23 protein-coding genes are annotated in these 21,405 nt (G+C 55.9%); 19 read left to right on the top strand and 4 right to left on the bottom strand.

The features are described 5' to 3' along the window. Window positions 1-8 precede the first annotated feature (8 nt). On the bottom strand, window positions 9-920 hold the full coding sequence (locus TH4_RS03750) for a LysR family transcriptional regulator (protein WP_064779937.1): 912 nt from the start codon (window positions 918-920) through the stop codon (window positions 9-11). Window positions 921-1,220: 300 nt separating this feature from the next. On the opposite strand from TH4_RS03750, the gene TH4_RS03745 reads away from it, so the two are divergent. Beyond that, window positions 1,221-2,417, top strand: a complete 1,197-nt coding sequence (locus tag TH4_RS03745) for a urate hydroxylase PuuD (protein WP_064779936.1) — start codon at window positions 1,221-1,223, stop codon at window positions 2,415-2,417. Between the two features lie 106 nt (window positions 2,418-2,523). Here the strand turns inward: TH4_RS03745 and TH4_RS03740 are convergent, their stop codons facing one another. After that, window positions 2,524-3,507, bottom strand: a complete 984-nt coding sequence (locus TH4_RS03740; protein ID WP_064779935.1) for an MBL fold metallo-hydrolase — start codon at window positions 3,505-3,507, stop codon at window positions 2,524-2,526. A gap of 100 nt (window positions 3,508-3,607) precedes the next feature. On the opposite strand from TH4_RS03740, the gene TH4_RS03735 reads away from it, so the two are divergent. The 18 genes from TH4_RS03735 (at window position 3,608) to TH4_RS03650 (ending at window position 19,159) form a co-directional block, all read left to right on the top strand. Beyond that, window positions 3,608-4,561, top strand: coding sequence for a LysR family transcriptional regulator (locus TH4_RS03735; protein WP_064779934.1), 954 nt, complete (start codon window positions 3,608-3,610; stop codon window positions 4,559-4,561). A 363-nt stretch (window positions 4,562-4,924) separates the two neighbouring features. After that, window positions 4,925-6,199: an urea ABC transporter substrate-binding protein gene (gene urtA, locus TH4_RS03730; protein ID WP_008888426.1), complete on the top strand. Its 1,275-nt coding sequence runs from the start codon at window positions 4,925-4,927 to the stop codon at window positions 6,197-6,199. A 126-nt stretch (window positions 6,200-6,325) separates the two neighbouring features. Beyond that, entirely contained in the window at window positions 6,326-8,029 is a 1,704-nt protein-coding gene (urtB, locus tag TH4_RS03725; protein WP_245227719.1) for an urea ABC transporter permease subunit UrtB, read from the top strand. Window positions 8,030-8,032: 3 nt separating this feature from the next. Continuing rightward, window positions 8,033-9,208: an urea ABC transporter permease subunit UrtC gene (gene urtC, locus TH4_RS03720; RefSeq protein ID WP_064779933.1), complete on the top strand. Its 1,176-nt coding sequence runs from the start codon at window positions 8,033-8,035 to the stop codon at window positions 9,206-9,208. After that, a complete protein-coding gene (urtD, locus tag TH4_RS03715) occupies window positions 9,205-10,005 on the top strand; it encodes an urea ABC transporter ATP-binding protein UrtD (protein WP_063086766.1) in 801 nt (266 codons plus the stop codon). Before urtC ends, urtD begins: the two co-directional genes overlap by 4 nt. A gap of 11 nt (window positions 10,006-10,016) precedes the next feature. Then, window positions 10,017-10,712 carry an urea ABC transporter ATP-binding subunit UrtE gene (urtE, locus tag TH4_RS03710; protein WP_008888422.1) on the top strand — a complete coding sequence of 232 codons (696 nt, stop codon included), beginning with the start codon at window positions 10,017-10,019 and terminating at the stop codon, window positions 10,710-10,712. 161 nt (window positions 10,713-10,873) lie between these two features. Then, window positions 10,874-11,806 (top strand): urease accessory protein UreD, encoded by a 933-nt coding sequence (locus TH4_RS03705; protein ID WP_064779932.1) that lies wholly within the window; start codon window positions 10,874-10,876, stop codon window positions 11,804-11,806. A 27-nt stretch (window positions 11,807-11,833) separates the two neighbouring features. After that, window positions 11,834-12,136 (top strand): urease subunit gamma, encoded by a 303-nt coding sequence (locus TH4_RS03700; protein ID WP_044829632.1) that lies wholly within the window; start codon window positions 11,834-11,836, stop codon window positions 12,134-12,136. Between the two features lie 13 nt (window positions 12,137-12,149). Then, window positions 12,150-12,455 carry an urease subunit beta gene (locus TH4_RS03695; RefSeq protein WP_008888419.1) on the top strand — a complete coding sequence of 102 codons (306 nt, stop codon included), beginning with the start codon at window positions 12,150-12,152 and terminating at the stop codon, window positions 12,453-12,455. A gap of 17 nt (window positions 12,456-12,472) precedes the next feature. Then, window positions 12,473-14,185 carry an urease subunit alpha gene (ureC, locus tag TH4_RS03690; RefSeq protein ID WP_008888418.1) on the top strand — a complete coding sequence of 571 codons (1,713 nt, stop codon included), beginning with the start codon at window positions 12,473-12,475 and terminating at the stop codon, window positions 14,183-14,185. Window positions 14,186-14,203: 18 nt separating this feature from the next. Next, window positions 14,204-14,761 carry an urease accessory protein UreE gene (locus tag TH4_RS03685; protein ID WP_064779931.1) on the top strand — a complete coding sequence of 186 codons (558 nt, stop codon included), beginning with the start codon at window positions 14,204-14,206 and terminating at the stop codon, window positions 14,759-14,761. After that, window positions 14,664-15,458 (top strand): urease accessory protein UreF, encoded by a 795-nt coding sequence (locus tag TH4_RS03680; protein ID WP_342418094.1) that lies wholly within the window; start codon window positions 14,664-14,666, stop codon window positions 15,456-15,458. Before TH4_RS03685 ends, TH4_RS03680 begins: the two co-directional genes overlap by 98 nt. Further along, complete coding sequence (ureG, locus tag TH4_RS03675; protein WP_008888415.1) at window positions 15,455-16,075, top strand: urease accessory protein UreG; 621 nt, start codon at window positions 15,455-15,457, stop codon at window positions 16,073-16,075. Before TH4_RS03680 ends, ureG begins: the two co-directional genes overlap by 4 nt. Window positions 16,076-16,273: 198 nt before the next feature. Continuing rightward, window positions 16,274-16,720, top strand: coding sequence for an SRPBCC family protein (locus tag TH4_RS03670; RefSeq protein WP_064779929.1), 447 nt, complete (start codon window positions 16,274-16,276; stop codon window positions 16,718-16,720). 43 nt (window positions 16,721-16,763) lie between these two features. Continuing rightward, the gene (locus TH4_RS03665) at window positions 16,764-17,066 is read left to right on the top strand and encodes an ArsR/SmtB family transcription factor (protein WP_245227718.1); all 303 of its coding nucleotides are present in this window, start codon (window positions 16,764-16,766) and stop codon (window positions 17,064-17,066) included. Window positions 17,067-17,262: 196 nt separating this feature from the next. Further along, window positions 17,263-17,811 carry a biotin transporter BioY gene (locus TH4_RS03660; RefSeq protein ID WP_008888412.1) on the top strand — a complete coding sequence of 183 codons (549 nt, stop codon included), beginning with the start codon at window positions 17,263-17,265 and terminating at the stop codon, window positions 17,809-17,811. Between the two features lie 80 nt (window positions 17,812-17,891). Further along, window positions 17,892-18,566, top strand: a complete 675-nt coding sequence (locus TH4_RS03655) for an energy-coupling factor ABC transporter ATP-binding protein (protein WP_064779927.1) — start codon at window positions 17,892-17,894, stop codon at window positions 18,564-18,566. After that, window positions 18,563-19,159 (top strand): energy-coupling factor transporter transmembrane component T family protein, encoded by a 597-nt coding sequence (locus TH4_RS03650; protein WP_064779926.1) that lies wholly within the window; start codon window positions 18,563-18,565, stop codon window positions 19,157-19,159. Before TH4_RS03655 ends, TH4_RS03650 begins: the two co-directional genes overlap by 4 nt. A 107-nt stretch (window positions 19,160-19,266) precedes the next feature. Here TH4_RS03650 and fghA read toward each other — a convergent pair whose 3' ends face one another. Next, window positions 19,267-20,124, bottom strand: coding sequence for an S-formylglutathione hydrolase (gene fghA, locus TH4_RS03645; RefSeq protein WP_064779925.1), 858 nt, complete (start codon window positions 20,122-20,124; stop codon window positions 19,267-19,269). Between the two features lie 75 nt (window positions 20,125-20,199). After that, window positions 20,200-21,324 (bottom strand): S-(hydroxymethyl)glutathione dehydrogenase/class III alcohol dehydrogenase, encoded by a 1,125-nt coding sequence (locus TH4_RS03640; RefSeq protein WP_064779924.1) that lies wholly within the window; start codon window positions 21,322-21,324, stop codon window positions 20,200-20,202. Window positions 21,325-21,405: the final 81 nt, after the last annotated feature.

The following is a 21,405-nucleotide window of genomic DNA, read 5'->3' as shown; positions in this document are numbered from 1 at the left end:
TTTTTTGTTTAACGTTCCCAGGGCGGTGTTCCGCCAAATTCCGAGACGAGAAAATCGACAAAGGCGCGGACCCGCGTCGGCAGATAACGGTTTTCCGGATAGAGCGTATAGACCGCATGTGACGGTGGCTGGTAATCGGGCAGGACGCGTTGAAGGCGTCCGTCGCGCAGATATTCGTCGACTTCCCAATTGGATTTCAGCGAAATGCCATGCCCGTCAAGGCACCAGCGGGTCAACACTTCGCTGTTATCGGAATCCATCGAACCAGCGACGGCCAGGGTTACCGGTGGTTCATCATTTGGTCCTTGCAGGGTCCATTGATATTGCTGTGATCCCGGGAAGCGCAGCAGCAGGCAATTGTGGTTCAAAAGGTCTGCCGGAACTTTGGGTGCGCCGTTCTTTTTGAGATAATCCGGGCTTGCGACCAGCATGCGTTTGTTGGTGGCCAGCTTGCGGACAATCAGCGAGCTTTCCTTAAGCTCGGCAATGCGGATGGCAAGATCGACCTTGTCTTGCAACAGATCCAGCAACCGATCAGACAGATGCAGGCGGATTTGCACATCCGGGTTCTGTTCAACGAATTTCGGAATGATCGGGGCGACAAACTTGTTGCCGAATGCCACCGGGCAGGTCAGCGTGACCGGGCCGCGGGTGGTGTTTTTCTGATTGGCGATGGCGTTTTCGGCTTCCTGCATTTCCGAAAGAATGCGCAGGCAGTGCCGGTAATAAACATCCCCCTCGGTCGTCAGGTTGACCCGGCGCGTTGTGCGGTTTAGCAAACGCACCCCAAGCCGTTCTTCAAGGCGGGCAATCCGGTTTGACACCACAGCCGCCGAATGGCGCAATTCGCGCCCGGCAGCAGAAAGGTTGCCAAGTTCGGCAACACGGACAAAAATCTGGATGTCCTCAAAGTCGGACATGGCGCGGGAAGCTCCTGATGTCTGAGGGCTGTTTCTTGATTTCTGGTGGGCGTTTTAAGTCATTATATGTGCAGATTAGCGGCCACACTCTGCCATTTTAAAGATTATTTTGAAAGTCATTTCGATTATGCTCAACCCCTAAATAATAGAGGCGGTCGGGGGACTGTGTTACAGATCGACTGAATTAAACCCGGGCAAAATGCTGCCATCAGAGCCATTCATGCGTCCCGGGGCATCATCAAGGCAGGGCTGCCAGCGCGCCGGAAACCGCGCACAGGCGAGACGGAGGTTTCAAGCACCGTGGATATTCTGTTTCAGGACTGGATCAATCTGATCCTGCGCTGGGCGCATTTGATTACGGGCATCGCCTGGATCGGGTCTTCGTTCTATTTCGTCTGGCTTGACCTGAGTTTGCGCAAGCGCCCGGACATGGATGAAGGTGTCTATGGCGAAGCCTGGATGGTTCATGGTGGCGGGTTCTATCATGTGAACAAATGGATGGTAGCACCCAGTTCCATGCCGCCCGAACTGCACTGGTTCAAATACGAGGCCTATTTCACCTGGATTACCGGCTTTGCGCTTTTGGTCACCATGTATTACTGGAGTGCCGAAAGCTATCTGATCGACCCAAGCGTTCTGGCGCTGACCAAGATGGATGCGATCCTGATTGGGCTTGGCAGCCTGTTTGCCGGTTGGGTGATCTATGACATCATCTGCAAAAGCGCGATTGGCAAACGCACCGATACGCTGGCGGTCGCGCTGTTCATCCTGATCATGGCGGCGAGCTATCTGTTTACCCATGTGTTCAGCGGGCGCGGTGCGTTTATCCATGTCGGTGCGATGATTGGTACGATCATGGCCGCCAATGTGTTTCGCATCATCATTCCCAACCAGAAAAAGGTCGTCGCCAGCCTGATGGCCGGGGAAAAGCCCGATCCGAAACTGGGTCTCCAGGCCAAGCAGCGTTCAACGCATAACAACTACCTGACGCTTCCGGTGTTGCTGATGATGATCAGCAATCACTATTCGATGCTGTTTTCCCATGATCAGTCCTGGCTGATTGTCGGTCTGATCCTGATCATCGGCGGGTTGGTGCGCCACTTCTTTAACACGCGCAATGCTGGCGGCACCGGCAAGGCGATTGCATGGCAGCTTCCGTCGGCTGCGGTCGGTATGGCGATCCTTGCGATGTTTGCATCTTATGATCCGAACGCGGTCAAGCGTGCCGATGAAGACGTGATTACCGCCAACCATGCCTTGGCCATCGTTCAGACCCGTTGTTCGACCTGCCATTCGGCCAACCCGAGTGACGAGGGCTTTGACGAAGCCCCGGCAGGCGTGATGTTTGATGATCTGGCCCAGATCGAAGCCAATGCGCAGCGTGTTCTGGCACAGGCGGTTATTGGTCGGGCCATGCCGCTTGGCAATATGACGGAAATGACCGACGAAGAGCGTGCGCAGCTTGGTCAGTGGATCCGGGCCGGCATGCCGGAATAAGCAGACAGGGACAAGATCCAAAGGAAAGAGCGGTCGTACACCACGACCGCTCTTTTGCGTTGACGGATTGCTTTAAGGTCGGCGGGGATGGGGGATCAATTCCAACCTAAACGTCAGCGCGATAGTTCATCGGCACCCAGTCATACATCGTGGCATCTTCGCGCACATGACCAAATCCCGGGAAGGCGACGTGGCAACCGGCAACCAGGTACTTTTCCTGTACTGCTTCGGCAAAGGCCGCTTCGCGTGATTTGATTGCCATGTCGGTGTCGCCGTCAAAGGCGATGGCAATTTTCGGATCATCAAACTGCACGACGTCGCCATGGGTAATGTCGCCCCAATAAACAAACTTCTCGCCTTTGCTTTCGATCCAAAGCGCGCTGTGGCCCGGCGTGTGGCCGGGGCGGAAAGTGGTGTTGACCATGCCTTCGATCGCCGGGGCATCGGGTGCGTATTTGGCAAGCTTGCCGCTATCGATATAGGGGGTCAGGGCCGCGACCGCCTGATCAAAGAACGCCTTGGCGTCTTCAGGCGCGGTCGCCTTGTTTTCGGCACTCAGCCAGAACGCGGCATCCGCCTCGGGAACATGCACCGTGGCATTGGCAAAGACCTTGTTGCCAGCCAGTGTCAGGCCACCGGTATGGTCGGGATGAATGTGGGTAATCACGACATCATCGACCTGATCAGGGTGATAGCCCGAGGCAATCATGTTGGCCGGAAGTTTGCCAAGTGCCGGTCCCATCAGATCGCTGGTGCCCGCATCGAGCAACACAAGACGATCCCCGAAATTCAGCAAATAGGCATTAACCGAAAGATAGGTTGGGGTTCCCTGAAACGCATTGGCAAGGGCCAGGCGTGCCTGTTCGGGCGTGGTGTTCACGTAAAGATCGGCGATCGGGAACTGGGCCGCGCCATCAGAAAGGGCGGTGACTTCGACATCGCCGACCATGACACGGTAATAGCCCGGTGCCTGAGTGCCGACCAGCGGTGCCTTTGCCTTTGCGGCCAGTGGCACAAAGACGGTGCTGCCAATCGCGCCAACGGCACCGGCGGCAAGCGTGCTTTTGAGCAAATCACGACGTGATAGCATTTTTCTTTTCCCTCAAATCATGCCGGTGTGCACCGGCGGGTTGTAAGCTGATGGGGAAAGGCTATAGTGCGATCAGTCAGTAATCAAATCGATACCAGTCATGGATAATATTGATCATTTCAATTTACGGTCATTTGACCTCAACCTGATGATTGCGTTTGACGCCATGATGCAGGAAATGAGCGTGACCAAGGCGGCCGAGAAACTGCGCATCGGGCAGTCGGCAATGAGCCACAATCTCAATACCTTGCGCATGTTGCTGGCCGATGATCTGTTTGTGCGTGTCGGTCAGAAAATGCAGCCGACAGCAAAAGCCCGTGCGTTGGCCGGGCCGGTGCGCACCGCCCTTTCGCAGGCACAAAACGCCCTTCATGCGACGGATTCTTTTGATCCGCAATCCGCCCAACGTGTTTTCCGGTTGGGCGTGACCGGTGAAATGGACATGATTTTGTTGCCGGTTCTGATGCAGCATTTGCAGCAGCAGGCACCGGGTATCAAGATTTTGAGCCGTACCATTACATCTGAAACGGTTGATGGAATGATCAATGGCGGCGAGATCGATCTTGCGATTGGCTGCAAAAGCCAACTCAACACAGGCCATTTCGGCGAGGTTCTGTTCAACTCGGAAGTCGCCTGTTGTTTTAATCCAGATATTCTGGATTTGCCGCTGCCGATGTCGCGTGCGCAATATCTGGCATCGCGGCATGCGGTTCTGTCCCAGACCGAGAATGTCGCCGGGTGTGTTGGCGTCGCGCTTCAGGGGATGGGCATCGAACTTGATGTTGTTCTGGCGGCACCTGATTTCATGCCGCTTCTGGCAGCGGCCCGAAACAGTGCCGTGATTGCCACTGTGCCGTGTCGCATTGCCAACCAGTATGCGCCGTTATTCGGGTTGTCTTATTGCCCGATGCCGATTGATGTGGCGTTCCCGCCGGTGACGATGAACTGGGCTGTTTGGACAGACAAGGATGTTGGTCTGATCTGGTTGCGTGATCAAATTCGCGCAGCAATTAACGCGATCGCGCCGGACCGCGAATTGCAGGCGGCCGAGTAATCCCGGACAAATACAGCCAGAAATCAAAACGCCCCGCCGGTCTCCCGACGGGGCGGGAAGCTGGCCGACACAGGGCAGATTGTGGTGCAATAAGCTCAGCGCAGGCGAAACTTCCGCGCTCCAGATAGGCTGTGAAAACCCTGACGTCAACATGATCAAAAATTAATCAAAATGTAATCAATGATTGAAAAATAGTCATTCAAAACACGGCTTACGCAAATATTTTCCCCGAAATAGCTGTAAAATGGTTTCTTATTGCGTGAGAATCCCTCGATTCGCGATTTTATTCGATATGGCCTCTGAGTCTGGCACGGTTTTAGCAAGTGCAACGGCGGTGCAATAAAAACTCAGTGGAGGCTATAAATGAATAAGAAGCTTCAGGCGCTCATTGGCGCCGGGGCCATGGCAGTGTCTGCAATGGCAATGTCAGCCGCACAAGCAGCAGAAACCATCAAAGTTGGTGTGCTGCACTCTCTTTCCGGGACGATGGCGATTTCCGAAACCACGCTGAAGGACACTGTTCTGATGCTGGTTGATGACCTGAACAAGAACGGTGGTCTGCTTGGCAAACAAGTCGAAGCCGTTGTTGTTGACCCGGCTTCTGACTGGCCGCTGTTTGCTGAAAAAGCACGCGAACTGATCGAACAGGAACAGGTTGCTGTTGTGTTCGGTTGCTGGACGTCGGTTTCGCGTAAATCGGTTCTGCCGGTCTTCGAAGAACTCAACAGCATGCTGTTCTATCCGGTTCAGTACGAAGGTGAGGAAAGCTCGCGCAACGTGTTCTATACCGGTGCAGCTCCGAACCAGCAGGCCATTCCGGCTGTTGATTACCTGATGAGCGAAGATGGTGGCTCTGCCGAGCGTATCGTTCTTCTGGGTACCGACTATGTTTATCCGCGTACCACCAACAAGATCCTGCGTTCTTACCTGAACGGCAAGGGTATCTCCGATGAAGACATCATGGAGAACTACACCCCGTTCGGTCATTCTGACTGGCAGTCGATCGTTGCTGACGTGAAAGCATTCGCATCTGCTGGCAAGAAAACCGCCGTGGTTTCGACCATTAACGGTGACGCGAACGTTCCGTTCTACAAGGAACTGGCAAACCAGGGCATCAAAGCCGAAGACATTCCGGTTGTTGCCTTCTCGGTTGGTGAAGAAGAACTGGCTGGTATCGATACAGCGCCGCTGGTTGGTCACCTTGCTGCCTGGAACTACTTCCAGTCGGTTGAGTCTGATGCCAACACGGCCTTCATCGAAAAATGGCACGCCTTCATCGGTGATGAGTCGCGCGTAACCAACGACCCGATGGAAGCAACCTATATCGGCTTTAACATGTGGAAACAGGCTGTTGAGCAGGCTGGCACCACCGATGTTGATGCGGTTCGTCAGGCAATGTATGGCCAGGAAGTTGCAAACCTGACCGGCGGTACCGCTGTGATGAACACCAACCACCACCTGTCCAAGCCGGTTCTGATCGGCGAAGTGCAGGATGATGGCCAGTTTGACATCGTTTGGGAAACCGAAGGCACCGTCGTTGGCGATGCATGGTCGGACTTCCTGCCGGAAAGCGCAAAGCTGACCGCCGACTGGACCTATCCGTGGGTCTGCGGCAACTGTGAAAAACCGATGTACTAATTGGTTTCGGATGGGCCGGTCGTGGCAACGCGACCGGCCTGTTCATTTTCAACGCAATCAGCACCTGCCTGCTGTCCGCGTTTTCTTTATCCAATTTTCCATATTGAATTCAAAGGTTTGGTGATCATGCGCAATGACATGTTTTCAGTGCTGCGCCGTTCTCCGTTCTCATTGGCCAAAACGCGTGACGTCGCCCTTCGACTGGGTGCCATGATCGCGTGTCTGGCCCTGCTTGTGATCGCAACACCCAATAGCGCACAGGCATTTAGCGACGAAGAACTGCGAAACATCGCCGAACAGTTAAATGATAAAAGTGCAACCAAGAAGGTCGCGGTGATCGAAGAAATGGCAGCGGACGGTGATCCGCGTGTCGCCCCGATCCTCAAAGCCATGCTTGATGGTGACCTTTATGTTCGCGACAGCGACGAGCATGTCGTCATCGCCACCAAAAAGGGCAAGGTCTTTACACATATCGACATCGTCAGCGGCGAAGAAGTTGGTGAAAGTTCATCCAAGGAACTCTCCAAGATCAAGATCAACAACCGTTTGCGGGGTGCGCTGCGCGATGCGTTGGCGACGCTGAACCTGTTTAGCCCGGATCTCAATATCCGAAGTGCTGCGGTCGAGCAGATCATGGATGCCCGCGATCCGGCGATGCTGCCGTTGCTTCTGCGCGCGATTGATCGCGAAGAGGATGAAACGCTTCTGGCACGCATGGAACTGGCGCAGGCCACCATGGCGCTGGCGGCCGGTGACACCACCGAAGAACGCCTAAGCGCGATTGATGTTCTGGCCAGCGAAACCACGCCGCAAATCCGTGCGGTGCTGTCGCAATTTGTCGCCAGTGCCGAGGCAGAAGGTTACGAGCCAGAAGTTGTTGCGGCCGCAGAGGATGCGCTTGCATCCGTCGAAGGTCGTCTGTCGACCTGGCAGACGATCGGGGATGTCTATCGCGGTATCAGTCTGGGGTCGGTTTTGCTTCTTGCGGCGGTCGGTCTTGCCATCACCTTTGGTGTGATGGGCGTGATCAACATGGCGCATGGCGAAATGATCATGATCGGTGCCTATACCACCTTTATGGTGCAGCAGGCGCTTGGGTCCATTCTGCCATCCGGGTCGGCATGGTCATTGGTGATTTCAGTGCCAGCCGCCTTTTTGGTCGCCGGTGCGGTCGGGGTTGTGATCGAACGATCCGTGATCCGTTTCCTCTATGGTCGGCCACTTGAAACGCTGCTTGCGACATGGGGTGTCAGCCTTGTCTTGCAGCAGGCAATTCGAACGATTTTCGGTGCAACCAACCAGCAGGTCACCGCACCTGATTTCATGAGTGGCGCGATTGAATTTTCGACCGGTCTGGTGCTGACCTATAACCGGCTGTGGATCATCTTGTTTAGCATCATCGTGGTCGCGGGTATTGCAGCCGTGCTGCGTTATACCGCGTTTGGTTTGCAGATGCGCGCCGTTACCCAGAACCGGCGGATGGCCGGATCGGTTGGTATTCGCACCGGCTATGTCGATGCGCTTACCTTTGGTCTGGGATCGGGGATTGCAGGCATTGCCGGTGTGGCGCTCAGCCAGATTTCAAATGTCAGCCCGAACCTTGGTCAGACTTACATTATCGACAGTTTCATGGTTGTCGTGTTTGGCGGGGTCGGGAACCTTTGGGGCACGGTGCTGGGCGCATTCAGCCTTGGTATCGTCAACAAGTTCCTTGAGCCGATGGCAGGTGCGGTTCTGGCCAAGATCTTTGTCCTGATTGCGCTGATCCTGTTTATCCAGAAACGACCCAAGGGGCTGTTTGCCCTTAAAGGTCGCGCGGTGGAGGCCTGATCCATGACCGATTATCGTCAAAAGTATCAAATGACACCGGTTATTGGCTGGCTGTTGAAAGACCGCGGCGGGATGATCCTTTTGGGTATCCTGATTGCGGCCGCCATTCTGGTGCCGGCAAGTAACCTTTTGTTGCCCGAAAGCTCCGCCTTCCATGTGCCGACCTGGATGGTCAGCCTGCTGGGCAAGTATCTTTGCTATGCGCTGCTGGCACTCAGTGTCGATCTGATCTGGGGTTTCTGCGGGATTTTGTCGCTTGGCCACGGGGCGTTCTTTGCGCTCGGCGGGTATGCCATGGGCATGTATCTGATGCGTCAGATCGGCGATCGCGGTGTTTATGGTGATCCGATCCTGCCGGACTTCATGGTCTTCCTGAACTGGCAGGAATTGCCATGGTACTGGTATGGCTTTGACATGTTCTGGTTTGCCATCGTTATGGCGATGTTTGTGCCGGGGCTTCTGGCCTTTGTGTTTGGTTTCCTTGCCTTCCGGTCGCGGGTGACGGGAGTGTATCTTTCGATCATCACGCAGGCCATGACCTATGCGTTGTTGCTGGCCTTCTTCCGCAACGATATGGGCTTTGGTGGCAATAACGGTCTGACCGATTTCAAGGATTTGCTCGGCTACTCGTTGCAATCGGATGGCACGCGGGCTGGTTTATTTGTCGCGTCCTGTGTGTTTCTTGGCATCTGCTATACGGTGGCGCGTGGCATTACCCAGTCGCGTCTGGGCAAGGTTCTGATTGCCATTCGCGATGCCGAAAGTCGCGTGCGTTTTACAGGCTACCGGGTTGAATATTACAAGCTGTTTGTCTTTACCGTTTCGGCGGTGATGGCGGGCATCGCTGGCGCACTTTATGTGCCGCAAGTCGGGATCATCAACCCGGGCGAATTCGCCCCGGCCCTTTCAATTGAAATCGTCATCTGGGTTGCGGTTGGCGGGCGTGGCACGCTTTATGGGGCGGTGCTTGGCGCGTTTATCGTCAACTATGCCAAGACCTTCTTTACCGGGGCGATGCCGGACTTCTGGCTGTTCTTCCTGGGTGGGCTGTTCATTGCGGTGACCTTGTTCCTGCCAAAAGGTGTGATCGGTGCCATCCCGGCATTCGGATCGACAGATCGGCAATCATTGTTCACGACCTGGCGTAAACGCCGCGCAAATGAGGGAGGCAAGGCATGAGCGAAGCAGCCGCCATTCAAAAGAATGCCTCGGACGAGGAACAGGTCAAATCCGCGCGGTCGGAAACCATTCTTTATGTCGATGGTGTGTCGGTGACCTTTGACGGGTTCCGCGCACTCAACAACCTGTCATTTTATGTCGAGCCGGGCGAACTTCGCGCCATCATCGGCCCGAACGGGGCGGGCAAGACAACCATGATGGATATCATCACCGGCAAAACCCGACCTGATACCGGTGATGTCCTGTTTAAAAGCGAGATCGACCTGACCAAGCTGGACGAGGCCGAGATTGCCAATCTGGGCATTGGCCGCAAGTTCCAGAAGCCGACAGTGTTTGAAAGCCATACGGTGTTCGACAACCTGCTTTTGGCGTGTTCGGGCGGGCGAGGGGTGTTTCAGGCCCTGTTCCATCGCCTTTCTGATGCGGAAAAGATCAAGATCGAAAAGACGCTGGTCACCATAATGCTGGAAGACAAGCGTGATGAGATGGCCGCCAATCTTTCGCACGGGCAGAAACAGTGGCTGGAAATCGGCATGCTGTTGATGCAGGAACCCGAACTTCTTCTGGTCGATGAGCCGGTTGCCGGGATGACCGATTCCGAGACTGAGGAAACGGCGAAACTTTTACGGTCGATTTCCAAGGAATATTCGGTCGTGGTGGTTGAACATGACATGGAATTCGTCCGTGACCTCGATTGTAAGGTGACCGTGCTTCACGAAGGATCGGTTCTGGCCGAAGGGCGCCTTGATCACGTGCAGAAAGACCCGCGGGTCATTGAAGTCTATCTGGGCCGCTAGGGGAGTTGAACATGCTTGATGTCAGCAATATTGATCTGTTCTATGGCGCGTCCCATGCGTTGCGCAAGGTGTCGCTGAGTGCTGAAACCGGCAAGGTGACCGCGGTTCTGGGCCGTAACGGGGTTGGCAAAACATCGCTGATGCGGGCCGTGGTTGGTCAGCACCCGATAACGGAAGGCAACATCAAATGGGAAGGCAAGGATATCTCGCGCGATCCGTCTTATCGTCGCTCGGCCAATGGGATCGCGATTGTCCCGCAGGGGCGCGAGATTTTCCCGCTTCTGACGGTGAAGGAAAATCTTGAGACCGGCTTTGCCGCCTTGCCACGTGCCCTGCGCCATATCCCGGACGAGATTTTCGAACTGTTCCCGGTGCTGCGTGACATGCTGGGCCGTCGTGGTGGCGACCTTTCGGGTGGGCAGCAACAGCAGCTTGCAATTGGGCGGGCGCTTGTCACCCGTCCACGGTTGCTGGTGCTGGATGAACCGACCGAAGGCATTCAGCCATCCATCATCAAGGACATTCAGCGCGTTATCAAACAGCTGGCCGACCGCGGTGATATGGCAATCCTGCTGGTGGAGCAGTACTTTGAATTCGCCCATGAACTGGCCGACGAGATTGTCGTGCTTGAACGTGGCGAGGTTGTTTTGTCGGGCGCGAAGGAAACGCTCGATCGTGAAAAAGTCCGTGCCTATCTGACTGTTTGATCGGCATTTGCCAAAATTTTGCGCAAACTTGATGCTGTCAATCGGGCCAAATACCGCCAAACTCACTGTATCGGCAGGGGGGTGGCGGTTGGCCCGCATCTTGCTGTTAGGACCCTTGGTATTAAGGTCCTGTCAGTGGGCCGCATTAATCAGGTGACTTTGTGCAGCTTCGCAAACTTGAACCGACAACATCCGCAATTCCGAATGCGGAGATGGAAACGCCAGTAACGCCCGCCCGCATCATCACCGATGGCCGGGCCGAGGTGAAGTTTCGTCAGGGCACGGGTGCAGCGCATCAGGGCGGGCATGCAGCCCTTGATCATCTTTATTACCGTGACCCGATGAAAATCCTGTTCCCGCGCCCGGTTGCGGGGGATCTGGCGACGGCTGTTCTGGTCACCACATCGGGTGGCATGGTTGGCGGTGATAAGCTTGCCTTTGCCGGCAAGGTCGAAGAAGGCGCATCGGCGCTGTTTACCGCGCAGGCGGCAGAAAAGATTTACCGGTCGGTCGGACCGGATTGCGAAATGTCGGTTGATCTGGATGTCGCCGATGGTGGCTGGCTTGAATGGTTGCCCCATGAAAGCATCCTGTTTGATCAGGCCCGGCTGAAACGCAAAACCACCGTGCGTGCATCTGGCAGCGGCATGGTGATGGCCGGCGAGATGATGGTGTTTGGCCGCCTTGCGCGCGGCGAGGTGTTTACCACGGGCCTGGCACGTGATGCGTGGGATGTTTCGATTGAGGGTCGCCCGATCTGGCGCGATGCGCTGCATCTGGAAGGTGATGTGTTGCGCATGCTTGATCACGAAGCGGCCTTTGATGGCGCGCGTGCCAATGCGACCGCCATTCTGGTCGGGCAGGGCGCGGAAGATCATTTGGAGGCTGCGCGGGATTGTCTGGCGCAGGCATCTGAGGGGCTTGAGGCGCGCGATGTGTTGTGTGCCGCGACCGCGATGAAGGGAATTGTGATTGCCCGTTTCATGGCGCGCGATCCGATGAAACTGCGCCGGGTGTATGGCGCGTGGTGGAAAACATTCCGCCATCAAACAAGGGGGCTTCCCGCACGCTTGCCGCGTTTGTGGGAAATTTAAAAAAATGAAGCCAAGGAGTAGGCAGGCATGAATCTGACGCCACGCGAAAAGGACAAACTGCTGGTCTCGGTCGCCGCCATGGTGGCGCGCAATCGCCTTGCACGGGGGGTGAAGCTTAATTACCCCGAAGCGATCGCGATCATCACCGACTATGTCGTTGAAGGCGCGCGCGATGGCAAATCTGTTGCCGATCTGATGCGCGACGGGGCGACCGTGATCACGCGCGATCAGGTAATGGATGGCATTGCCGAAATGATCCACGAAATTCAGGTAGAAGCGACCTTCCCCGACGGGACGAAGCTTGTGACCGTTCATGAACCAATTCGCTAAGGGGGCTACTGATATGATTCCAGGTGAAATCATTACCAAGGAAGGCAGCCTCATCCTGAACGAGGGGCGTGAAACCAAAACCATCACCGTTGCCAATACCGGGGACCGCCCGGTGCAGGTGGGGTCGCACTATCATTTCTACGAAACCAATCCGGGCCTTGATTTTGATCGTGAAGCCGCCCGTGGCTTTCGCCTTGATATCCCGGCGGGTACCGCAGTTCGTTTCGAGCCGGGCCAGTCGCGCGAAGTCAATCTGGTGAAATATGCCGGTACCGGCACGGTCTATGGCTTTAACGCCAAAATCAACGGCAAGCTTTAAGCGGGGGGATGGAATAAATGGCTTATGAAATTGATCGTCCGTCCTATGCGGCAATGTTTGGCCCGACTGTTGGCGACAAGGTGCGACTGGCCGACACCGACCTGATCATCGAGGTTGAAAAAGACTTCACAACCCTTGGCGAGGAAGTCAAATTCGGTGGCGGCAAGGTGATCCGTGATGGCATGGGCCAGTCACAGGCAACGCGTGCTGATGGTGCCGTTGATACCGTGATCACCAATGCGCTGATCCTTGATTATACCGGCATCATCAAGGCCGATATTGGCATCCGCGATGGCCGCATTGCGGGGATCGGCAAGGCCGGAAACCCGGATGTGCAACCCGGTGTTGATATCATCATCGGTCCGGGCACCGAGATTATTGCCGGTGAAGGCAACATCATCACCGCCGGCGGGATTGATGCCCACATTCACTGGATCTGCCCGCAGCAGGTTGAAGACGCGCTTTATTCCGGCGTGACCAGCATGCTGGGCGGTGGTACCGGCCCGGCGGCGGGCACGAACGCCACAACCTGTACGCCAGGTCCGTGGCATATTGCCCGGATGCTGCAGGCAGCTGATGGCATTCCGATGAATATCGGTTTCTTTGGCAAGGGCAATGCGACCCTGCCCGGATCGCTGATTGAGCAGGTCAAGGCAGGTGCGTGCGGCCTGAAGCTTCATGAAGACTGGGGCACGACCCCGGCGGCGATTGATACCTGCCTGTCAGTTGCCGATGACCTTGATGTACAGGTCATGATCCATACCGATACATTGAATGAAAGCGGCTTTGTCGAGCACACCCGTGCATCGTTCAAGGGCCGGACCATTCACACCTTCCACACCGAAGGTGCCGGTGGTGGCCACGCACCAGACATCATCAAGCTGTGCGGCGAAGCCAACGTATTGCCAAGCTCGACCAACCCGACCCGACCGTTCACGGTCAATACGATTGACGAGCATCTGGACATGTTGATGGTTTGCCATCACCTTGATCCGAAGATCCCCGAAGATGTCGCATTTGCCGAAAGCCGTATTCGCCGCGAAACCATCGCGGCCGAGGATATCCTGCATGATCTTGGCGCATTTTCGATAATTTCATCAGACAGTCAGGCGATGGGCCGTGTTGGTGAAGTCATCACCCGCACATGGCAGACCGCCGACAAGATGAAAAAGCAGCGCGGTGCGTTGCCCGAGGATTCTGGCAAGGGTAACGATAACTTCCGCGCCAAGCGTTATGTTGCGAAATACACCATCAACCCGGCGATTGCGCAGGGGATTGGGGCGCATGTCGGCTCCATCGAAGTGGGCAAGATTGCCGACCTTGTGGTTTGGAAACCGATGTTCTTTGGCACCAAGCCCGACATGGTGATCAAGGCCGGCATGATTGCCGCCGCCGCCATGGGCGATCCGAACGCATCGATCCCGACGCCGCAGCCGGTCCATTACCGTCCGATGTTTGGTGCCTATGGCAATGCGCTTGCGAAATCGAGCTTCTCGTTTGTATCGCAAGCGGGCATTGATGCGGGTATTGCCGCCGAATTCGGCCTGTCGAAGGAACTTCTGGCCGTGTCGAACACGCGTAATATCGGCAAGAAGGACATGAAGCTGAACGATGCGTTGCCGGTGATGGAAGTTGATCCGGAAACCTATCAGGTGACGGCGGATGGTGAACTTCTGACCTGTCAGCCGGTTGATGTTGTGCCGATGGCGCAGCGTTACTTCCTGTTCTGATCGGTGGTAGCGAACTCCATGCGTCACGCCATTGAACATATCCCGGTTGATCGCGCCGACACGTCAGAAGTGCGCGGCACGGTGACCCTGGCCTTTTCTGACCGGCATCGCCGCCGCATTCGTCTGCATGATGATGCGGGCGAGCCATTCTTGCTTGATCTGCCGCATGCGGTGCGTTTGGCGGATGGCGATCGGTTGCGCCTTGTCGATGGCGGGGTGATTGTCGTCCGCGCAGCCGAGGAGCCGGTTCTGACCATTACGGCGGCCGGTCCGATTGCGACCGCCAAACTGGCCTGGCATATCGGCAACCGGCACACCCCGGTTCAGGTTTTGAATGACGGGCGTCTGCGCATCATTGATGACCATGTGATGCGCGACATGATCACGGGCCTTGGCGGTGTGGTGGAAAACGAAATCGCACCGTTTGATCCGCTGAATGGCGCCTATCACGGGCTTGGCGGCGCGCATGGTCACAGCCATGGCAACGATCATTTCGACCATGACGATCATGAACATGATCACGGGCATGATCACAAGCACAGCCATCACCACGGGCATTCCCATGACCACGGATGACCTGACCCTTAACCCCGCAGGCCTGATGCGGTTGATGACGTGGCTAAGTCCGTCATTCCCGGTGGGTGCCTATACCTATTCGCATGGCGTGGAATATGCCGTCGAAGACGGCCGGGTGACATCGGCCGATAGCCTGATCAACTGGGTTGAAGGGGTTCTGGAATTCGGAGCCGGGCGGATTGATGCGGTGCTGTTTTGTGCCGCATGGCGTGCTGCCCGCGCTGGTGATGAAGCGGCCCTGTTTGACATCGGGGTCGAGGCCGATTGCTGGCGTGGTACGTCCGAGATGGCGTTGGAGGCAACTGCACAGGGACGCGCCTTTGTTTCGACCATGCAAAAGGTCTGGGGTGATGGGATGATAACCCGCTGGGCCAGTGCCATGCGCGAAGATGATCGTTTGCCATCCTATCCGGTGGCGGTGGGCATTGCCGCAGCCCAGTTTGATGTACCGCTGCGTGATGCGCTGACCGCGTATTTGCATGCGATGGCGGCAAATCTTGTGTCCAGTGCAGTGCGTCTGGTGCCGCTGGGGCAGACCGATGGTGTCAGATCCCTGTCGTCGCTTGATGGTGCAGTATCGGTTGCTGTTGATCACGCCATGCAGGCTGAACTTTCCGATCTTGGTGCCGCGGCACCGATGGTCGACTGGACGTCGATGAAACACGAAACCCAATATACGAGGCTATTTAGATCATGAGCTCTCCCCTTCGTATCGGAATTGGTGGCCCGGTTGGTTCGGGCAAGACCGCCCTTTTGGAACGGCTGTGCAAGGCGATGCGCGATGAGTTCAACATCGCCGCCATCACAAACGATATCTACACCCGCGAAGACGCCGAATTCATGACCCGTTCGGGCGCACTGGCCGCAGACCGCATTGCCGGTGTTGAAACCGGTGGTTGCCCGCACACGGCCATTCGCGAAGATGCCTCGATCAATCTGGCGGCTGTCGAAGATATGGCCGCCAAGCATGCCGGGCTTGAGGCAATCTTTATTGAATCGGGCGGCGACAACCTGTCAGCCACCTTTTCACCAGAACTCGCCGACATCACGATTTACGTCATCGACGTTTCGGCAGGCGACAAAATCCCGCGTAAGGGTGGCCCGGGCATCACCCGATCTGATTTGCTGGTGATCAACAAGACCGATCTGGCACCGCTGGTGGGGGCTGATCTGGGCGTGATGGACCGCGATGCCAAGAAAATGCGCGGTGATCGTCCGTTCCTGTTCACCAATCTCAAGGCGATGGACGGCCTTGAAGACGTGAAAAACTTCATCATCGAGACAGGGGGGCTCCGCCAATCCGCAGCATCCTGATATGGGGATACAAGGATAGCTGCACGGGCTTTGCCAGTTACATTAACGCGGCACTGACCCAAGGATGACGGGAGCACGCACCGCCCGGCTGGTAACAGCCGGGCGTTTGTGTTTGTTGGGTTCAAATCAAATACGCAACTTTTTAGTTGCATAATCGGAAATCTTCTGGCAGGTTAAATGCAACCAGGAGGTTGCGTTATGTCAAATACCATTGAGAAGTCGATTGAAATCAAAGCATCCCGTTCCCGCGTGTGGAAGGCCCTGACCGATTCAAAGGAATTCGGCACTTGGTTCGGGATCAATATCGAAGACCCGTTTGCGGTGGGCGAAGTTTCCAAGGGCATGTTCACCATTGACGGTTTCACCCATGTGCCGTGGAATTCAACGATCAAGGCGATGGAGGAACCAGCCTATTTCGCCTACACATGGCACCCCTATGCGGTTGACCCCGAAGTCGATTACAGTGGGGAACCCGAAACCCTTGTCGAATTCTGGCTTGAAGAAACGTCCGGCACGACATCGGTAAAGGTGCGCGAAACCGGATTTGATAATCTACCACCCCATCGCATTGCTGATGCGTTGCGGGCCAATACAAACGGCTGGGGCTTCCAGCTTGAAAACATCAAGAAACATGTCGAAAGCTGAAAATAATTTGGACAATGGCAAATCTGACAAGGATTTTTCCGTCATGTTTGCCGCTTTGGGTGATCCCACACGGTTGGCGATCTTTGATCGTCTGGCCGATGGCAAGCCGCGCTCGATCTCGGTGTTGTCTGATGATGCCGATATGACCAGGCAGGCCGTGACCAAGCATCTGCGCGTGCTTGAGGCGGCAGGGCTTGTGCAGAACCATCGGGTCGGGCGCGAAAGCCAATATGCCTTTTGCCCGGAACAACTGGCCGAAGCGCGCGCCTATCTTGATCAGGTGGCGGGACGTTGGGAATCTGCCCTGATGCGGCTTAAGTCCTTTGTCGAAGATGGCGAGGCCTAAGGTTTTGAAAAATATCGGATATTGCGTTTCTCTTAAATGAGCTACGCAGTATCCGGTGTCATTTTGCTTGGCGTCGATGATATTTGCGGTTATCCCATATCGCGTTGAGCCGGTCGGGCGGACCGGTTAACGGAGGCCATTCTGCGCAAGGGGTTGATTGCAGAACGGCCTTATAACGGGAATGGGAAACCGTTACATGAAGACCAAAGATATTGTCTATGTCGCCCTGTTTGCAGCCCTGACCGCCGTTCTTGGGCTATTTCCGCCAATCACCCTTCCAGTCACCGGTGTGCCGGTCACAGCACAGTCACTTGGTCCGATGTTGGCCGGGGCCATTCTGGGTGCCCGTCGTGGCGGGCTTTCGATTGTTCTGTTCCTTGTTCTGGTTGCTGTTGGCTTGCCGCTTTTGTCCGGTGGGCGCGGTGGCTTTGGCGTGATGATCGGGGTGACCGGCGGTTTCATGTTTGGCTGGGCCATTTCGGCCTTTGTCATCGGGCTTCTGATCGAGAAGTTCTGGAACCGCCTGAATGTTTTCAATGCCGCGCTGTCCATTGCCTTTGGCGGGATCGTCGTCCTGTACGCCATTGGCAATGCCTGGGTCGCAGTCGTGGCCGAGATCAGCTATTGGCAGGCAACTGTCGGGGCGGCTCCGTTCCTGATCGGGGATGCCATCAAGGTTGCGATTGCGACCGCGGCATGCCTTGCGGTCCGGCGCGCCTATCCCTTGATTTCCAAGGCGGGCTAACGTCTTATGGGCGCAAGTGATGTGCTTGCGCCCGTTTTAAGCCTATTCCAATTATCCCTGATAACGCCGGACGTCCTTCCATGATCCGAATTGAAAATGTCTCTGTGCAGTTTGAACAGCGACGTGCGCTTTCTGATATTGACCTGACGCTTGGTGAAAAGCGGATCGGGATTGTCGGCGCGAACGGGTCGGGCAAAAGCACCTTTGTCAGGTTACTCAATGGCCTGCAAACCGCAACGTCGGGGCGGGTTCTGGTCGATGATTTTGATGCGGCGAAGGATGGCCGCAAGCTGCGTCGTCATGTCGGGTTTGTGTTTCAGAACCCGGACAATCAGATCGTCTTTCCGGTGGTCGAGGAAGACATTGCCTTTGGCCTTAAGCCTTTGAAACTTTCCAAGGAAGAGGTCAATCGCCGGATCGATGACGTGCTGGCGCGCTATGATCTTCAGGATTTCAAAACCCATCCCAGTCATTTGCTGAGTGGCGGGCAAAAGCAGTTGCTTGCCATCTCGGGCGTGCTGGTGATGGAGCCGCGCTATATCGTGTTGGACGAACCGACCACGCTTTTGGACCTGCGCAATCGCAACCGGGTGCAGCGCGCCATAGCCGAGCTGGATCAGACGGTGATTACGGTTTCGCACGATCTTGACCTGATTGCCGATTACGACCGGGTGCTGGCGTTTGAGGATGGCCGTGTGGTGCTTGATGGCACCCCGGCAGACGTCCTTCCGAAATATCGGGAGATGATGGCGTGATCGCGGGGCTTTATATCCATGGGCAATCTGCCCTGCACCGGGCCGCGGCCGGGGCCAAGATCCTTGCCATGGTCGCCCTTGGCACGGGCGTGTTCCTGATCCCCGATTGGCCAGTGGTGGCGTTTGTTCTGGCGACTGTCTTGTTGCTTTATCCTGTATCTGGCTTTGGCCCGCGCATTATGTGGGCGCAGATCAAGCCGATCCTGTGGCTGCTGGTAATCTTTTTTGCCGTTCAGCTTTGGCTGAATGACTGGCAGGCGGGGTTGCTGGTCATCACCCGGATTGCGGCAATTGTGATGTTTGCATCGCTTGTGACCCTGACCACCAAAACATCGGATCTTCTGGCATCGCTGGAACGCGCCATGCAGCCCTTGCGCCCGATTGGCGTAAACCCGGAAAAGGTCAGTCTGGCGATATCGATGGTGCTGCGTTTTATTCCGGTGATCTCCACCGTGGCATCCGAAATTCGTGATGCCCAACGCGCACGCGGCCTTGATCGATCCATCATTGCGATGGTGGTGCCGCTGATTATCCGTACGCTCAAAATGGCCGATGATGTCGCCGATGCGATAGATGCACGCAGCTTTGACTAGGCACCATCGCCAGGTTTTCAGATTTCCCCTAAAAGAAAAGCCCCGACACGCCAGAGGGGGGAAGTCAGTGGGCGGCGTGCCGGGGAAGTCGAAGATCGTTGGTGCAATCAGCTCAGTCCAAGATGCTTGGCGTGGAAGCGGATATGATCTTCGATAAAGGTCGAGATGAAATAGTAGCTGTGGTCATAGCCATCCTGAATGCGGATGGTGACCGGGTAGTTTGATGTCTTGGCTGCAGCTTCAAGCACTTCGGGTTTAAGCTGCTCTGCCAAAAAGCCATCCGCACCGCCCTGATCGACAAGGGCCGGGGTCTGCACATCGGGCGCACTTGCGGCCTTCATCAGTTCCGAGCTGTCCCAGTCTTTCCAGGCTGATTTGTCATCACCGAGATAATTGCCAAGCGCCTTCTGGCCCCACGGGCAATTGATCGGATTGGAAATCGGTGCAAAGGCGGTGACGGACTTGAACGTGCCTGGATTGCGCAGCGCAATCATCAGCGCCCCATGACCGCCCATGGAATGACCGGAAATCACCGCATCATCATTGACCGGGAAGTGATCCTTGATGAGGGCTGGCAGTTCCTTGGTCACGTAATCATACATGCGATAATTGCGCGCCCACGGCTCCTGCGTGGCGTTGACGTAAAAGCCTGCCCCCTTGCCGAAATCATAGGCCTCGTTCTCATCATCGGGGACATGATCGCCGCGCGGGCTGGTGTCCGGGGCGACGATGGCGATGCCCAGCTCGGCGGCAATGCGAAATGCACCAGCCTTCTGCATGAAGTTTTCATCCGTGCAGGTCAAGCCCGACAGCCAGTACATGACCGGGACCTTGGTGCCATTGCTGGCCTGTGGTGGCAGAAAGATCGCAAAGCGCATGTCGCAGCCAAGGGTGGTTGACGGGTGGGTATATTGCTTTTGCCAGCCACCAAAGACCTTGTTGCTTGAAGAATTCTCGATACCCATATCGGGCCTCCTTCTGATCGGCCACTGCCGGATGGTTTCCGGCAGTGGCCGATCATTCAAACGTTTATATTTTGATCAGTAATGGATAACCGAACGGATGCTTTCGCCTTCATGCATCAGGTCGAACGCTTCGTTGATGTCTTCAAGCTTCATGGTATGGGTGATGAAGTCCGAAAGCTTGAACTCACCGGCAAGGTAGCGTTCAACATAATCGGGCAGCTGCGAGCGGCCTTTGACGCCACCAAATGCCGTACCGCGCCAGACGCGACCGGTGACCAGCTGGAACGGACGGGTGGAGATTTCCTGACCGGCACCGGCAACGCCGATGATGACCGACTCACCCCAGCCCTTGTGGCAGCACTCAAGGGCTGAGCGCATGACATTGACATTGCCGATGCACTCGAACGACCAGTCAACACCACCATCGGTCAGCTCGACAATGACTTCCTGGATCGGCTTGTCATAGTCTTTCGGGTTGATGCAATCGGTCGCGCCCAGTTTCTTGGCGAGATCGAATTTCTTTTCGTTCAGATCAATGGCAACGATGCGACCGGCACCGGCCATCTGCGCGCCGATGATCGCCGAAAGACCGATGCCGCCAAGGCCAAAGACGGCCACAGAGTCACCCTTTTGCACCTTGGCCGCGTTAACCGTGGCCCCCATGCCCGTGGTGACCCCGCAACCAAGCAGGCAAACTTCTTCAAGCGGGGCAGATTTGTTGATCTTCGCAAGCGAGATTTCCGGAAGCACAGTGTATTCCGAGAAGGTCGAGCACCCCATGTAATGATAGATCGGCTTGCCATTTTGCGAGAAACGCGTGGTGCCGTCTGGCATCAGGCCCTTGCCCTGGGTTTCGCGGATTTTCTGGCACAGGTTGGTTTTGCCCGATTTGCAGAATTTGCACTCGCCGCATTCCGGGGTGTAAAGCGGGATCACATGATCGCCAACCGAAACGCTGGTCACACCTTCGCCGATGGATTCAACAATGCCGCCGCCCTCATGGCCAAGGATCGCCGGGAAGATGCCCTCCGGATCGTCGCCCGACAGGGTGAAGGCATCGGTGTGGCAAACGCCGGTCGCAACGATCTTGACGCGCACTTCGCCGGCTTTCGGCGGGGCGACCTGAACTTCTTCGATCGACAGCGGTTTGCCTGCTTCCCAGGCGATGGCGGCTTTACAGGTAATGGTCTCGGCGCTCATGACGCTACTCCGATGGTTTGATGTGGATGCCAGCAGTCTATTTATTTCCCTTGATGTGATAATCCGCTATTTTGGTAAATC

Origin of the sequence: Thalassospira tepidiphila MCCC 1A03514 (genome assembly GCF_001662875.1) — a bacterium.
In the GTDB taxonomy this organism is placed as follows: domain Bacteria; phylum Pseudomonadota; class Alphaproteobacteria; order Rhodospirillales; family Thalassospiraceae; genus Thalassospira; species Thalassospira tepidiphila.
Note: the sequence above shows the minus strand (reverse complement) of the source record. Positions and strands in the feature narration are given on the sequence as shown.

Coding starts and splice junctions, on each gene's coding strand:
- TH4_RS03750 (WP_064779937.1), bottom strand. CDS start 920: ATGTCCGACTTTGAGGACATCCAGATTTTTGTCCGTGTTGCCGAACTT.
- TH4_RS03740 (WP_064779935.1), bottom strand. CDS start 3,507: ATGCTATCACGTCGTGATTTGCTCAAAAGCACGCTTGCCGCCGGTGCC.
- TH4_RS03735 (WP_064779934.1), top strand. CDS start 3,608: ATGGATAATATTGATCATTTCAATTTACGGTCATTTGACCTCAACCTG.
- urtA (WP_008888426.1), top strand. CDS start 4,925: ATGAATAAGAAGCTTCAGGCGCTCATTGGCGCCGGGGCCATGGCAGTG.
- urtB (WP_245227719.1), top strand. CDS start 6,326: ATGCGCAATGACATGTTTTCAGTGCTGCGCCGTTCTCCGTTCTCATTG.
- urtC (WP_064779933.1), top strand. CDS start 8,033: ATGACCGATTATCGTCAAAAGTATCAAATGACACCGGTTATTGGCTGG.
- urtD (WP_063086766.1), top strand. CDS start 9,205: ATGAGCGAAGCAGCCGCCATTCAAAAGAATGCCTCGGACGAGGAACAG.
- urtE (WP_008888422.1), top strand. CDS start 10,017: ATGCTTGATGTCAGCAATATTGATCTGTTCTATGGCGCGTCCCATGCG.
- TH4_RS03700 (WP_044829632.1), top strand. CDS start 11,834: ATGAATCTGACGCCACGCGAAAAGGACAAACTGCTGGTCTCGGTCGCC.
- TH4_RS03695 (WP_008888419.1), top strand. CDS start 12,150: ATGATTCCAGGTGAAATCATTACCAAGGAAGGCAGCCTCATCCTGAAC.
- ureC (WP_008888418.1), top strand. CDS start 12,473: ATGGCTTATGAAATTGATCGTCCGTCCTATGCGGCAATGTTTGGCCCG.
- TH4_RS03685 (WP_064779931.1), top strand. CDS start 14,204: ATGCGTCACGCCATTGAACATATCCCGGTTGATCGCGCCGACACGTCA.
- TH4_RS03680 (WP_342418094.1), top strand. CDS start 14,664: ATGGCAACGATCATTTCGACCATGACGATCATGAACATGATCACGGGC.
- ureG (WP_008888415.1), top strand. CDS start 15,455: ATGAGCTCTCCCCTTCGTATCGGAATTGGTGGCCCGGTTGGTTCGGGC.
- TH4_RS03670 (WP_064779929.1), top strand. CDS start 16,274: ATGTCAAATACCATTGAGAAGTCGATTGAAATCAAAGCATCCCGTTCC.
- TH4_RS03665 (WP_245227718.1), top strand. CDS start 16,764: ATGTTTGCCGCTTTGGGTGATCCCACACGGTTGGCGATCTTTGATCGT.
- TH4_RS03660 (WP_008888412.1), top strand. CDS start 17,263: ATGAAGACCAAAGATATTGTCTATGTCGCCCTGTTTGCAGCCCTGACC.
- TH4_RS03655 (WP_064779927.1), top strand. CDS start 17,892: ATGATCCGAATTGAAAATGTCTCTGTGCAGTTTGAACAGCGACGTGCG.
- fghA (WP_064779925.1), bottom strand. CDS start 20,124: ATGGGTATCGAGAATTCTTCAAGCAACAAGGTCTTTGGTGGCTGGCAA.
- TH4_RS03640 (WP_064779924.1), bottom strand. CDS start 21,324: ATGAGCGCCGAGACCATTACCTGTAAAGCCGCCATCGCCTGGGAAGCA.